We start from the raw sequence: 13,053 nt of genomic DNA on the forward strand, positions 1-13,053 counted from the left end.
GCCGGGCATCACGCGTAACGACAACCCGGTGTTCGGGATGCCCGAAGTGGTCGAGCAGATGGCCCAGTTGTCGGCGCTGGGGCGGGTGGGGGAGCCGGAGGACATCGCGGACGTGGTGGCCTTCCTCGCCTCGGATGACGGGCGTTGGGTCACCGGGTCCTTCGTGGACGCCACCGGCGGCACCCTCCTCGGCTGAGCCGCGCGGCAGGCCCCTCACCCCAAGGACTCCAGATGACCACCCGAACGACGACCGCCGAGCCGCCCGACCCCGCCCGCCTCGCGGCACTCACGCCCGAACAGCGGCGCCGGACCCTCGACCGGTACATCCGCGAAGAGATCGGCCGGCTGCTGGGCATCGCGGCGGAACGCGTCGACGTCACCGGCCGCACCATGTACAGCCTCGGCATCGGATCGATCGCCGGGCTGGAGCTCCAGTACCGACTGGAGGCCGCCCTGCACGTCTCCGTGGACCTCCAGCGCCTGCTGCGGGCCAACAGCGCGGCCGAACTGATCGACTGCCTGGCGGGACAACTCGGCCCGGACGGCGCCCACCAGCGGTCTGCGATACCGGTATGACGGCGCCGGTCGCCCCACCGGCGCCCGACGGCACGGCACTGCCGTCGCCGGTGTTCACCGTCTCGTCCGACCGGCTCGACCTGTGGCTCATCCGCAGCCCCGCCGGTGGTGACGTGAGTGCCCTCGACCTGTCCGGGCTCGACGACACGGAGCGGTCGAAGGCCGAGGCCTTCCTGCGCCCCGCCGACGGGCTGCTCTACGCGAGCGCCCACATCGCGCTGCGCCGTCTGCTGGGCCGCTACACCGGACGGCGCCCCGAGCAGGTGCGGTTCGGCCGCGAACCGTGCCCCGGCTGCGGGGAGCCGCACGGCCGCCCGGCCCTCGCGGATCCCCCGTACCCCCTGCACTTCTCGCTCTCCCACAGCTCCGGCGTGGCCCTGGTCGGCGTCGCCGCCGTGCCCCTGGGCGTGGACGTGGAGAAGCTGCCGGGCCAGGAGCGGGTCGAGGTCTGCGCGCAGGCGCTGCACCCCGACGAACGAGCCGAACTCGCCGCGGCACGGACCGCCGACCGGCCGGGCCGGTTCGGGCGGCTGTGGACCCGCAAGGAGGCCTACCTCAAGGGCCTGGGGACGGGACTGAGCCGCAGTCTGGCCGCCGACTACCTGGGCCTGCGCGCAGAACTGCACCCGGCCGGCTGGACGGTGCTCGACCTGCCCTGTTTCCCCACCCACGCGGCCGCGGCCGCCGTACACAGCACCGCGCCCGCCGAGGCGCGGGTGCGCCGTGTGCCGGAGCGCTGGCTGGACGCCTCGGACGCCTGGCTGACACAGGACGCCCCACCGGCGGTGCGGGTGGACCTGGGCGCGGCGGCTCCGGCCACCTCCGCGGCGGCCCTCCCGGCCCGCCTCACGAGCGACGGAGAGGACGCGCTCTGATGAACGGAAAGGACGTACTCGGATGACCTGTACCGCCTTCGTCTTCTCCGGCCTCGGCCCGTACCGCGTGGGCCTGGCGGAGTCCCTGCTCGCGCACCGGCCCGGCCTGGCCACGACGTACTACCGCGCGGCCGAGGACCTGCTCGGCATCCCGCTGACCCGGCTGTGCCGGGAGGGCCCCGCCCACCACTTCGCCGACCCGGCGGTCGCCCACCCGGCGGCCTTCGTGACCGGCCTCGCGGCCCTGGAGCTGCTGCGCGCCGAGGTAGTGCGACCCGACCTCGTCGCGGGGCACGGCCTGGGGGAGTACACCGCCCTGGTCGCCGCGGGTGTCCTGGACTGGACCGACGCGCTGCTGCTGGTGCGGCTGCACGCCGAGCTCGTGGCCACCGCCGACGACCGGGTGCCGGGCGCCATGGCCGTGGTCGAGGGACTCGACGCGGCCACGGTGGCCCGCCTGTGCGCCGAGTCCACGGCGGCCGGCCGGCGCGTGGGGATCGCCTGCGAGAACGGGCCCGGGCACACCGTCGTGTCCGGCGAGGTGGCCGGCGTGCACCGGCTGGCGCGGACCGCCGAGGCGGCCGGCGCGAGGCGCACGGAGCGGCTGCCCGTCGGCGGGCCGTTCCACTCCGGCCTCCTCGGCGGCTGCACGGCGGAGTTCGCCGAGGCGCTCCTGGAGACCGAGTTCCACGACCCGGACCTTCCCGTCGTCTCCAGCGTCACCGCCCGCCCGGTGACCGACGCGGCCGGGGCCCTCGTGGCCCTGCGCGACCAGCTCACCGCACCCGTGCGGTGGACGGACACCGTGCGGCGGCTGGTGGCCCTGGGCGCCGGGCGGTTCGTGGAGGCCGGCCCCGGACCCGTGCTGGAGGGGTCGATCCGCCGGGTCGCCCCCGGCGCCGACATCCGGGTGACCGGCACCGCCCCCGGGCTGCGCCTGGCCCTGGCGGCGGCGCCCGCAGCCATCCCTGCCTGAACCCCGTGGAGGACCACATGCCCGACGCGACCGGGACCATACGCAACCGCATCGACGAACTGACCGACCGCAAGCGCACCGCGCAGGACGGCCCGAGCCCCGCCGCCACCGAACGCCAGCACGCCAAGGGCAAGCTGACCGCCCACGAGCGCATCGCACTGCTGCTGGACAAGGGGTCGTTCAACGAGGTGGAGCCGCTGCGCCGGCACCGGGCGACCGGCTTCGGCCTGGAGGACAAGAAGCCCTACGGCGACGGTGTCGTCACCGGCTGGGGCACCGTCCACGGCCGCACGGTCTTCGTCTACGCCCATGACTTCAGGGTGTTCGGCGGCGCACTCGGCGAGGCACACGCCCAGAAGATCCACAAGATCATGGACCTGGCCGAGGCGGCCGGCGCGCCCCTGGTGTCGCTCAACGACGGCGCGGGCGCCCGCATCCAGGAAGGCGTCACCGCGCTCGCCGGCTACGGCGGCATCTTCCGGCGCAACACCAGGGCGAGCGGGGTCATCCCGCAGATCAGCGTGATGCTCGGCCCGTGCGCGGGCGGCGCCGCCTACTCGCCCGCCCTCACCGACTTCGTCTTCATGGTCCGCGAGACCTCGCAGATGTTCATCACCGGGCCCGACGTCGTCAAGGCCGTCACCGGCGAGGAGATCACCCAGAACGGCCTGGGCGGCGCCGACGTGCACGCCGCCACCTCGGGCGTGGCCCACTTCGCCTACGACGACGAGGAGCACTGCCTGGACGACGTGCGCTACCTGCTGTCGCTGCTGCCCTCCAACAACCGTGAACTCGCGCCCGTCGAACGCTCCGGCGACCCCGCGGACCGGCTCAACGACCGGCTCCTGGACCTGGTGCCGACCGAGCCGGGCCAGGCGTACGACATCCGCGCGGTGATCGAGGAGATCGTCGACGACGGCGAGTACTTCGAGGTCCACCCGGCCTGGGCGACCAACATCGTCTGCGCGCTGACCCGGCTCGACGGCCAGGTGGCGGGCATCGTCGCCAACCAGCCCGCCAGCATGGCCGGCGTGCTGGACATCGAGGCGTCCGAGAAGGCCGCCCGGTTCGTGCAGTTCTGCGACGCGTTCAACATCCCGCTGGTCACCCTGGTCGACGTGCCCGGCTTCCTGCCGGGCGTGGACCAGGAGCACAACGGCATCATCCGGCGCGGGGCCAAGCTGTTGTTCGCGTACTGCAACGCGACCGTCCCGCGGATCTCCCTGGTGCTGCGCAAGGCGTACGGCGGCGCGTACATCGTGATGGACTCCCGCTCCATCGGCGCCGACCTGTCCCTGGCCTGGCCCACCAACGAGATCGCGGTGATGGGCGCCGAGGGCGCCGCGAACGTCGTCTTCCGGCGGGAGATCAACGCGGCCGAGGACCCGGAGGCGGTACGGGCGGAGCGCATCGCCGAGTACAAGTCCGAGCTGATGCATCCCTATTACGCCGCCGAACGCGGACTCGTCGACGACGTCATCGATCCGCGCGAGACCCGCTCGGTGCTGATCCGGTCGCTGGAGATGCTCCGCGCCAAACACGCCGACCTGCCGTCGCGCAAGCACGGCAACCCCCCGCAGTGACCACCGTGAGGACACCGCCCGTGACCAGCCCCGCCCCCGACCCGGCCGACGCCATCCGCGTCGAGCGCGGCAAGCCCACCGACGAGGAACTCGCCGCGCTCGCCCTGGTGTTGATGGCCCGCTCGTGCGGTGCCCCGGACGAGTTCGACGAGGAAGAGGCGCGGCACTGCCCGACCGCCCCCTGGCAGGTGCCGGGCCACCGGGTCGCCCGCAGCTGGCGGGCCGACCCCGCGGCCGCGCGGCGGTCGTGAAACCGAGTGAGGAGCACAAGACGTGACGACCGTGGCACCGCACCACACGACCCCCGCCCTGGCCGACGAGGTCGCGGCCCTGCGCCGCGAGGTGCGCGAACTGCGCGACCGCGCCGAGCTCAGCGAACTGATCGGCCGTTACACGGTCCTGCTGGACACCCAGGACGAGGACGGCTTCGACGGGAACTGGCCGGCCACCGTCTTCACCGACGACGTACTGCTGCACTTCCCCATCGGCGTCCACGAGGGCATCGCGGGCGTCGCCGAGTTCCACCACCGGGCCAAGCTGCGCTTCGACCGCACGATCCACCTGAGCTCGAACCACCAGGTCCGGCTGGACGGCGACCGGGCGCGGCTGCGTTGCCACATGCACGCCACGCACGTGCACCACCCCGCGCCGGACACCCCGGACCGGATCGGCGCGCTGTTCTCCATCGGCGGCCACGGCGAGGGCGAGGCCGTCCGCACGCCCCGGGGCTGGCGGATCCGGGAGTGGGGATTCCACCTCGCCTGGGCCGACGGACCCGGCCCGGACGGCACTCCGGTGCTGTGAGCCGGCCCTCCGCCGTCGCCGCCCCTTCCACCGCCCGGGACAGCGCCCCCACCGCTCAGGACGCCCCCACCGCTCAGGACAGCGCCCCCACCGTCCGGGACATCGTCCTCGACGCCGACGGCGTCCAGCTCTCCGGGCTGCTCGCCGAACCGGCCCGGCAGCCGCCGCGCGCCGTCGTGGTCGCCGTGCACGGCAGCGGCATGCGCGCCGGTTACTTCGACAGCCGGGCCTGCGCGGGACTGTCGCTGCTGGCCACCGGCGCCGGGCTCGGCTACACCGTGCTGTCCGTGGACCGCCCCGGCTACGGCCTGTCGGCGGACCGGCTGCCGGAGGGGCTGCCGCTGGCCGAGCAGGCGCGTGTCCTGCACGCCGCGCTGGCCTCCTTCGCCGCCGCGCATCCCGTCGGTGCCGGGTTCTTCGTCGTCGGCCACTCCAACGGCGGGAAACTGGCGCTGGCCACCGCCGCCCACGAGGACGGCACCCGGCTGCTCGGGGTGGACGTCTCCGGCATCGGCACCCGGCTCGCCGTCACCTCCGACCAACTGCCCGGGCTCGCCGGGCACGGCGACTGGCGGCGGCACTGGGGCGCCCTGCGGCTGTACCCGCCGGACGCCTTCCGGCTCGGCCGCGCCCTGGTGTCGCCCGTCCCCGCCGCCGAGGTGCGTGAGGCGGCGGCCTGGCCGCGCGCCTATCCGACGCTCGCCGCCCGGATCCGGATCCCGGTCCGGTTCACCTTCGCCGAGCAGGAGCGCTGGTGGCGCTTCGACGAGGAGGCCCTCGCCGAGCTGCGCCGACCGCTGGCCGCACCGAAGGTGACGGTCGATCAGCTGCCCGACGCCGGCCACAACATCAGCCTCGGCTGGGCGGCCCGCACCTACCACCTGCGGGTCCTGGGCTTCCTGGAGGAGTGCCTGCTGGCCCGCGACGCGGCCCCGCCGCACCTCCGTACACCCATGGCCGGACCTGCCGGGCAGACCCGGCAGACGTGACAAGGAGACTCCATGGCTTCGCCGACCCCGACCCCCGTGACCGCCCCGCCCTCGCCCGCGGACACCGTGCCGGCCGCCCGGCTCGCCGCGCTGGAGGAGCGGCTGGGCGCACTGGAGGACCGGGCCGAACTGACCGCCCTGGTCGACCGGTTCGTCCACGGCCTCGACGACCCCGGCCCGCTGACCGCGGCCTGGTACCGCACGCTGCTCACCGAGCGGGTGCGGCTGAACCTTCCCAACGGCACCCACACGGGCATCGACGGACTGCCCGAGTTCCTGGCCGCCCCCAAGGCGCTCTTCGCCGGCAACCAGCACTACGCCACCAACTGCGCCGTCACCGTCGACGGCGACCGCGCCACGGCACACGCCAACCTCCACGCCGTGCACATCCCGCTGGACGACTCCGCCCCGCTGTTCACCGGCGGCGCCCACTACGACGTACGGGCCGAGCGCACCCCCGAGGGATGGCGCATCGCGGAACTCACCGTGCGCGTGCTGTGGACCGCGCAGGGGGCGCGTGGATGACCCGACCGAAGAAGCATTCTCGGCAACGTCCCCGGAATCGGGGCGAGAGGAAGAATCTGCCATGAAAGCCCTGGTGTTGTCGGGCGGGTCGGGGACCCGTCTGCGGCCCTTCAGCTATTCCATGCCGAAGCAACTCATCCCGATAGCCAACAAGCCGGTTCTCGAACACGTTCTGGAGAACGTGCGCAGTCTGGGCGTCACCGAGGTCGGGATCGTCGTCGGGGACCGCGCGGCGCAGATCAGCGCGGTCATCGGCGACGGCGAGAGGCTCGGCCTGCGCATCACCTACATCCGGCAGGAGGAACCGCTGGGCCTGGCCCACTGCGTCTCGCTGGCCCGCGAATTCCTCGGCGACGACGACTTCGTCATGTATCTCGGCGACAACATGCTGCCGGACGGCGTCGAGGCCGAGGCCCGGGAATTCACCGAGAAGCGCCCCGCCGCCCAGATCGTGGTGCACAAGGTGGCGGACCCGCGCGCTTTCGGAGTCGCCGAACTCGGCCAGGACGGCCGCGTGGAACGGCTCGTGGAGAAACCGGAGCACCCGCGCAGCGACCTCGCCCTCGTCGGCGTCTACTTCTTCACGCCCGCCATCCACGAGGCGGTGGCGGCCATCGGCCCCAGCGCCCGCGGCGAGCTGGAGATCACCGACGCCGTCCAGTGGCTGGTCACCCGCGGCGACCGGGTCACCGCCAGCACCTACGACGGCTACTGGAAGGACACCGGCCGCGCCGACGACGTACTGGACTGCAACCGCAAGCTCCTGGACGGCCTGAAGCACTCCGTGCGCGGCCAGGTCGACGAGGCCAGCGTGCTGATCGGACCCGTCGTCGTCGAGGAGGGCGCACGGGTGGTCGGCTCGCACATCGTCGGGCCGGCGATCATCGGCGCCGGCACCCTGGTCGAGCACAGCCACATCGGCCCGGACACCTCCATCGGCCGCGACTGCGTGCTGCGCCGCACCCACCTGAGCTTCTCCATGGCCCTCGACGGCGCGACCGTCACCGAGGTGCGCGGTCTGCACGGCTCGCTCATCGGCCGCATGGCCATCATCGGCCCCGCCGACGGACGCACCCCGCACCACCGGCTGGTCGTCGGCGACCACACCACCATCGAGGTCGCGGCATGAGGATCCTGGTCACCGGCGGCGCCGGCTTCATCGGCTCGCACTACGCGCGCACCCTGCTGGACGGCGGATACGACGAGTACGAGGGGTTCGCCGACGCCCGCGTCACCGTCCTGGACAAGCTGAGCTACGCGGGCAACCGCGACAACCTCCCGCTCCACCACCCGCGGCTGGACTTCGTCGAGGGCAGCGTCTGCGACCTGCCCCTCCTGCTCGACCTGCTGCCCGGGCACGACGCCGTGGTGCACTTCGCGGCCGAGTCGCACGTGGACCGGTCCCTGGAGTTCGCCGCCGACTTCGTCCGCACCAACGTGGGCGGCACCCAGGCACTGCTGGAGGCCTGCCTGCGCACCCGCGTGCCGCGGATGGTGCACGTCTCCACCGACGAGGTGTACGGGACGATCGACGAGGGCTCGTGGACCGAGGAGTGGCCGCTGCTGCCCAACTCCCCGTACGCGGCCTCCAAGGCGGCCTCCGACCTGATCGCCCGCTCCTACTGGCGCACCCACGGCGTCGACCTGTCGATCACCCGCTGCTCCAACAACTACGGGCCCCACCAGCACCCCGAGAAGCTCATCCCGCTGTTCGTCACCAACCTCCTGGAGGGCAGGCGACTGCCGCTGTACGGCGACGGCTCCAACGTGCGCGAATGGCTGCACGTGGACGACCACTGCCGGGCCATCCAGCTCGTGCTGACCCGGGGCCGGGCCGGCGAGATCTACAACGTGGGCGGCGGCAACGAGCAGACCAACCGCGCCATCACCGAGCGGCTCCTCGACCTGTGCGGAGCCGACTGGTCCGCGGTCCGCCAGGTCGCCGACCGCCTGGGGCACGACCGGCGCTACTCGCTCGACGAGACCAAGATCCGCACCGAGCTCGGCTACGCGCCGCGCATCCCCTTCGAGCGGGGCCTGGCCGACACCGTCGCCTGGTACCGCGACAACCCGCAGTGGTGGAAGGCCGGCAAGGACAAGGCCGGGCGGGCGTGACCGGCCGCGACGTCGTGGTCCTCGGCGCCACCGGTTTCCTGGGGCGCCACATCTGCGAAGCCTTCGAGGCCGCGGGCGACCGGGTGCTGAGGGTGTCGCGGAGCGCGCCGCCCGGGGCCGCGATCGACCTCGCGGCCGCCACCACACCCGACCTGACCGCCTTCCTCGCGGCACACCGGCCCGCCGTGGTGGTGAACGCCGCGGGCACCGTGTGGCAGGCCGACGAGCGACGGATGTACGAGCTCAATGACGCGTTCGTACGCCGCCTGGTCGCGGCCCTGCCCGGGCCCGCCCGGCTGGTCCAGCTCGGCAGTGTGCACGAGTACGGCCCGGCCCCGGTCGGCGTCCCGCTCACCGAGGACCGCGAGGCGGCCCCCGTCGGCGCCTACGGCCGCACCAAGCTGAGCGGCACCCGGTGGGTGCTCGGCGCCGCACGGGAGGGCCTGGACGCGGTCGTCGTCCGGGTGGCCAACGCGTGCGGGCCCGGGGCGCCGCCCGAGAGCCTGCTCGGCAAGGTGGCCGCCGAACTGGCCCGCCAGGCCGCCCGGAAGGACCCCGCGGGCGAACTGCGGCTGGCCCCGCTGCGGGCCCGGCGCGACTTCGTCGACGTACGCGACGTGGCCGAAGCGGTCGTGGCGGCGGCCGGCGCCGAGCGGGGCGTGGCGGCCGGCCGGATCGTCAACATCGGCCGGGGCGAGGCCGTTCCGGTACGCCGGCTGGTGGACCGGATGGTCGCCCTCAGCGGACTCCCGGTGCGGCTGGTGGAGCTGGAGGCCCCGGACGGCACCCGCGCCGCCCCCGAGTGGCAGCAGACGGACATCGCACTCGCCGGACGCCTGCTCGGCTGGCGGCCCCGGCGCGAACTGGACGAATCGCTGCGAGACCTGCTCGCAGCCGTATGAACCCCATCAGCGACAGGAAGCAGGGAAGGCGACGATGAGCGTCCACAAGGAACTGGCCCTGGACGAGGTCCGCAAATACCACCGAGACACCGCCGCGGACGGCGGGTTCATACCCGGCACCACCGAGATCTGGCCGTCCGGCGCCGTGCTGGACGAGGAGGACCGGGTGGCGCTGGTGGAGGCCGCCCTGGACCTGCGGATCGCGGCGGGACGCAGTTCCCGTATGTTCGAGTCCCGGTTCGCGCGCCGGATGAAACGCCGCAAGGCGCACCTGACCAACTCCGGCTCCTCGGCCAACCTGCTCGCGACCACCGCGCTCACCTCGCACCTCCTGGAGGACCGCAGGCTGCGGCCCGGCGACGAGGTGATCACGGTGGCGGCCGGGTTCCCCACCACGGTCAACCCGATCCTGCAGAACGGCCTGGTGCCGGTCTTCGTCGACGTGGAGCTGGGCACCTACAACACGACCGCGGCGCGGGTGGCGGCGGCCATCGGCCCGAAGACCCGCGCGATCATCATCGCGCACGCGCTCGGCAACCCCTTCGAGGTCGCCGAGATCGCCCAACTCGCCGAGGACCACGACCTGTTCCTCGTCGAGGACAATTGCGACGCCGTCGGAGCCACCTACAACGGGCAGCTCACCGGCACCTTCGGGGACTTCACCACGGTCAGCTTCTACCCGGCGCACCATCTGACGATGGGTGAGGGCGGGATCGTCATGACCTCGAACCTCGCCCTGGCCCGGATCGTGGAGTCGCTGCGCGACTGGGGCCGGGACTGCTGGTGCGAGCCGGGCGAGTCCAACAAGTGCCTGAAGCGGTTCGACTACCAGATGGGCACGCTGCCGGCCGGCTACGACCACAAGTACATCTTCTCGCACGTCGGCTACAACCTGAAGGCGACCGACCTGCAGGCGGCGCTCGGCCTGACCCAGCTCGCCAAGCTCGACGACTTCATCGACGCCCGCAAGCGGAACTGGCGGCGGCTGCGCGAGGGCCTGGACGGCGTCCCGCACCTGCTGCTGCCCGAGCCCACCCCGAACAGCGACCCCAGCTGGTTCGGCTTCGTCATCACGGTCCGGCCGGACGCGCCCTTCACCCGGGCCGCGCTGGTCGACTTCCTGGAGGACCGGAAGATCGGCACCCGGCGCCTGTTCGCCGGCAACCTCACCCGCCACCCCGCCTACATCGGCACCGAACACCGTGTCGTCGGCGACCTCACCAACAGCGACATCGTCACCGAGCAGACCTTCTGGGTCGGCGTCTACCCGGGCCTGACCGACGAGATGCTCGACTACGTCATCGCCTCCGTGCGCGAGTTCGTGGAGGCCAACTCATGAGCACCCTCACCCTGGGGATGGCCCTCAAGCCCCGCGAGGACCTGGCGCTGCCGTCCCGCATCGCCCGCTCCGCCGCCGCCACGACGGGCGCCCAGCTGCGCACCGAGGACTTCGCCGGCTGGCTCGAACAGCGCCGCCTCGCCCACCACTTCGAGGTCGACCGGATCCCGTTCGAGGAGCTCGACGGCTGGTACTTCCGGCAGGACACCGGCGACCTGGCGCACCGCAGCGGGCGCTTCTTCTCCGTGCAGGGGCTGCACGTCACCACGGGCGAGGGCGCCGTGCGCGACTGGCACCAGCCCATCATCAACCAGCCCGAGGTCGGCATCCTCGGCATCCTCGTCAAGGAGTTCGACGGCGTCCTGCACTTTCTGATGCAGGCCAAGATGGAGCCCGGCAACCCCAACCTGCTCCAGCTGTCCCCGACCGTGCAGGCGACCCGCAGCAACTACACCAAGGTGCACAAGGGCGCCGACGTGAAGTACCTCGAGTACTTCACCGACCCGCGGCGCGGCCGGGTCCTCGCCGATGTGCTCCAGTCCGAGCACGGCTCCTGGTTCCTGCACAAGAGGAACCGCAACATGATCGTCGAGGCGGTGGACGAGGTCCCCGAGCACGAGGACTTCTGCTGGCTGACCCTCGGTCAGATCGGTGCGCTCCTGCACCGGGACAACGTGGTCAACATGGACTCGCGCACCGTACTGGCCTGCGCGCCCTTCCCGGACGAGACGGGCGGCGCCCTGCACTCCGACACGGATCTGCTGTCCTGGTTCACCGCCGAGCGCTCCCGGCACGACGTGAGCGCCGTCCGCGTACCGCTGGCCGGGCTGCCCGACTGGCGGCGCGACGACAAGGCCATCAGCCATGTCGAGGGCCGCTACTTCGACGTCGTGGCGGTCCGGGTACAGGCGGGCAGCCGGGAGGTCAGCGGCTGGAGCCAGCCGCTGTTCGAGCCGGTCGGCCTCGGCGTCACCGCGTTCCTGACCCGTGAGATCGACGGGGTGCCGCACGTGCTGGCCCACGCCCGGGTCGAGGGCGGCTTCCTGGACACGGTCGAGCTGGGTCCCACCGTCCAGTACACGCCCGGGAACCACGCCCACCTGGGCGAGGCGGGCCGGCCGCCCTTCCTCGACCTGGTGCTGGGCGCGGGCCCGGACCGGATCCGCTACGAGGCCGTGCACGCGGAGGAGGGCGGACGGTTCCTCAACGCCGAGAGCCGGTATCTGATCGTCGAGGCCGACGAGGACGAGGCGCCCCTCGACCCGCCGCCCGGCTACCGCTGGGTCACCCCGGCCCAGCTGACCACCCTCGTCCGGCACGGCCGCTACGTCAACGTCCAGGGCCGCACCCTGCTGGCCTGCCTGAACGCGATGCGGACAGACACCTGATGGCTCCCCTGCGGATCGGCGTGCTGGGCTGCGCGGACATCGCCCGCCGCCGGGTGCTGCCCGCCATGGCGGCCACGGCGGACATCGGGATCGCGGCCGTCGCGAGCCGCGACACGGACCGGGCCCGCACCCTCGCGCGGCGGTACGGGGCCCGGCCCGTGCACGGCTACGCCGCACTGCTGGAGCGGGACGACGTCGACGCGGTGTACGTGCCGCTGCCCGCCGCGCTGCACGCGCGCTGGACGCGGGCCGCGCTGCGGGCCGGCAAGCACGTGCTCGCCGAGAAGCCGCTCAGCACCGATCCGCGCACCACCGGCGAACTGCTGGCACTGGCCCGGGAGTCCGGACTGGTCCTGATGGAGAACGTCATGTTCGTCCACCATCCCCAGCACGAGACCGTACGCGGCTGGATCGACGACGGCCTGATCGGCGAAGTCCGCGCGTTCCGGGCCGAGTTCGCGATACCCCGGCTGCCCGACCAGGACATCCGGCACAGCGCGGAACTCGGCGGCGGTGCCCTGCTGGACACCGGGGTGTACCCGGTCCGGGCCGCGCTGCACTTCCTCGGCGACGGGCTGCGCGTCCTGGACGCCGTGCTCCACACCGCGCCCGGCCGGTCCGTGGACATCGCGGGCTCGGCCCTGCTGAGCGCCCCCGGCGAGGTCGGGGTCCAGCTCACGTTCGGCATCGACCACGCCTACGGCTCCCGCTACGAGGTGTGGGGGAGCGAGGGCCGGCTCACGGTCGACCGGGCCTTCACACCCCCCGCCGACCACCGGCCGGTCATCACCCTGGAGCGGCGGTCCGGCACCGAGCGGCGCGAACTGGACCCCGCCGACCAGGTCCTGGCCACGGTCCGCGCGTTCGCGGCCGCCGTCACCTCCGGCGCCCTCCCCGACCCGGGGGTCCTGCGCCAGGCCGAACTGCTCGCGGACATCCGGCAGTCGGCCTTCCAGCCGGCGCCCGCATGACCGATTCCCG

15 protein-coding genes are annotated in these 13,053 nt (G+C 73.0%); all 15 read left to right on the plus strand.

Going from position 1 to position 13,053, the window contains the following annotated elements; translation table 11 throughout:
* Nucleotides 1-196 (plus strand): SDR family oxidoreductase (locus MQP27_RS48685; RefSeq protein ID WP_242778307.1); only part of this gene is annotated, 196 nt, incomplete at its 5' end.
* Between the two features lie 35 nt (nucleotides 197-231).
* Nucleotides 232-576 carry an acyl carrier protein gene (locus MQP27_RS48690; protein ID WP_242778310.1) on the plus strand — a complete coding sequence of 115 codons (345 nt, stop codon included), beginning with the start codon at nucleotides 232-234 and terminating at the stop codon, nucleotides 574-576.
* A complete protein-coding gene (locus MQP27_RS48695; protein ID WP_242778313.1) occupies nucleotides 573-1,451 on the plus strand; it encodes a 4'-phosphopantetheinyl transferase family protein in 879 nt (292 codons plus the stop codon). Before MQP27_RS48690 ends, MQP27_RS48695 begins: the two co-directional genes overlap by 4 nt.
* Before the next feature lie 22 nt (nucleotides 1,452-1,473).
* Nucleotides 1,474-2,427, plus strand: coding sequence for an ACP S-malonyltransferase (locus MQP27_RS48700; protein WP_242778316.1), 954 nt, complete (start codon nucleotides 1,474-1,476; stop codon nucleotides 2,425-2,427).
* 17 nt (nucleotides 2,428-2,444) lie between these two features.
* Nucleotides 2,445-4,010, plus strand: coding sequence for an acyl-CoA carboxylase subunit beta (locus MQP27_RS48705; protein ID WP_242778319.1), 1,566 nt, complete (start codon nucleotides 2,445-2,447; stop codon nucleotides 4,008-4,010).
* A gap of 20 nt (nucleotides 4,011-4,030) precedes the next feature.
* Nucleotides 4,031-4,261, plus strand: coding sequence for an acyl-CoA carboxylase epsilon subunit (locus MQP27_RS48710; RefSeq protein WP_242778322.1), 231 nt, complete (start codon nucleotides 4,031-4,033; stop codon nucleotides 4,259-4,261).
* Nucleotides 4,262-4,283: 22 nt separating this feature from the next.
* Nucleotides 4,284-4,814: a nuclear transport factor 2 family protein gene (locus MQP27_RS48715; protein WP_242778325.1), complete on the plus strand. Its 531-nt coding sequence runs from the start codon at nucleotides 4,284-4,286 to the stop codon at nucleotides 4,812-4,814.
* A complete protein-coding gene (locus tag MQP27_RS48720) occupies nucleotides 4,811-5,803 on the plus strand; it encodes an alpha/beta hydrolase family protein (protein ID WP_372511478.1) in 993 nt (330 codons plus the stop codon). The genes MQP27_RS48715 and MQP27_RS48720 overlap by 4 nt, the downstream gene beginning before the upstream one ends.
* 12 nt (nucleotides 5,804-5,815) lie before the next feature.
* A complete protein-coding gene (locus MQP27_RS48725; protein WP_242778328.1) occupies nucleotides 5,816-6,328 on the plus strand; it encodes a nuclear transport factor 2 family protein in 513 nt (170 codons plus the stop codon).
* Nucleotides 6,329-6,389: 61 nt separating this feature from the next.
* Nucleotides 6,390-7,457, plus strand: a complete 1,068-nt coding sequence (locus tag MQP27_RS48730; protein WP_242778331.1) for a glucose-1-phosphate thymidylyltransferase — start codon at nucleotides 6,390-6,392, stop codon at nucleotides 7,455-7,457.
* A complete protein-coding gene (gene rfbB / locus MQP27_RS48735; RefSeq protein ID WP_242778334.1) occupies nucleotides 7,454-8,443 on the plus strand; it encodes a dTDP-glucose 4,6-dehydratase in 990 nt (329 codons plus the stop codon). Before MQP27_RS48730 ends, rfbB begins: the two co-directional genes overlap by 4 nt.
* Nucleotides 8,440-9,345 (plus strand): NAD-dependent epimerase/dehydratase family protein, encoded by a 906-nt coding sequence (locus MQP27_RS48740; RefSeq protein ID WP_242778337.1) that lies wholly within the window; start codon nucleotides 8,440-8,442, stop codon nucleotides 9,343-9,345. The genes rfbB and MQP27_RS48740 overlap by 4 nt, the downstream gene beginning before the upstream one ends.
* A 34-nt stretch (nucleotides 9,346-9,379) precedes the next feature.
* Nucleotides 9,380-10,684 carry a lipopolysaccharide biosynthesis protein RfbH gene (gene rfbH / locus MQP27_RS48745; RefSeq protein ID WP_242778340.1) on the plus strand — a complete coding sequence of 435 codons (1,305 nt, stop codon included), beginning with the start codon at nucleotides 9,380-9,382 and terminating at the stop codon, nucleotides 10,682-10,684.
* On the plus strand, nucleotides 10,681-12,072 hold the full coding sequence (locus MQP27_RS48750; protein WP_242778343.1) for an NDP-hexose 2,3-dehydratase family protein: 1,392 nt from the start codon (nucleotides 10,681-10,683) through the stop codon (nucleotides 12,070-12,072). The genes rfbH and MQP27_RS48750 overlap by 4 nt, the downstream gene beginning before the upstream one ends.
* Complete coding sequence (locus tag MQP27_RS48755) at nucleotides 12,072-13,043, plus strand: Gfo/Idh/MocA family protein (RefSeq protein ID WP_242778346.1); 972 nt, start codon at nucleotides 12,072-12,074, stop codon at nucleotides 13,041-13,043. The genes MQP27_RS48750 and MQP27_RS48755 overlap by 1 nt, the downstream gene beginning before the upstream one ends.
* Nucleotides 13,044-13,053: the final 10 nt, after the last annotated feature.

Origin of the sequence: Streptomyces cylindrosporus (genome assembly GCF_022698165.1) — a bacterium.
Taxonomy (GTDB): Bacteria; Actinomycetota; Actinomycetes; order Streptomycetales; family Streptomycetaceae; genus Streptomyces; species Streptomyces cylindrosporus.

Bases quoted from the DNA above. Each gene is read 5' to 3' on its own strand.
- MQP27_RS48690 (WP_242778310.1), top strand. From the start codon at position 232: ATGACCACCCGAACGACGACCGCCGAGCCGCCCGACCCCGCCCGCCTC.
- MQP27_RS48695 (WP_242778313.1), top strand. From the start codon at position 573: ATGACGGCGCCGGTCGCCCCACCGGCGCCCGACGGCACGGCACTGCCG.
- MQP27_RS48700 (WP_242778316.1), top strand. From the start codon at position 1,474: ATGACCTGTACCGCCTTCGTCTTCTCCGGCCTCGGCCCGTACCGCGTG.
- MQP27_RS48705 (WP_242778319.1), top strand. From the start codon at position 2,445: ATGCCCGACGCGACCGGGACCATACGCAACCGCATCGACGAACTGACC.
- MQP27_RS48725 (WP_242778328.1), top strand. From the start codon at position 5,816: ATGGCTTCGCCGACCCCGACCCCCGTGACCGCCCCGCCCTCGCCCGCG.
- MQP27_RS48730 (WP_242778331.1), top strand. From the start codon at position 6,390: ATGAAAGCCCTGGTGTTGTCGGGCGGGTCGGGGACCCGTCTGCGGCCC.
- rfbB (WP_242778334.1), top strand. From the start codon at position 7,454: ATGAGGATCCTGGTCACCGGCGGCGCCGGCTTCATCGGCTCGCACTAC.
- rfbH (WP_242778340.1), top strand. From the start codon at position 9,380: ATGAGCGTCCACAAGGAACTGGCCCTGGACGAGGTCCGCAAATACCAC.
- MQP27_RS48750 (WP_242778343.1), top strand. From the start codon at position 10,681: ATGAGCACCCTCACCCTGGGGATGGCCCTCAAGCCCCGCGAGGACCTG.
- MQP27_RS48755 (WP_242778346.1), top strand. From the start codon at position 12,072: ATGGCTCCCCTGCGGATCGGCGTGCTGGGCTGCGCGGACATCGCCCGC.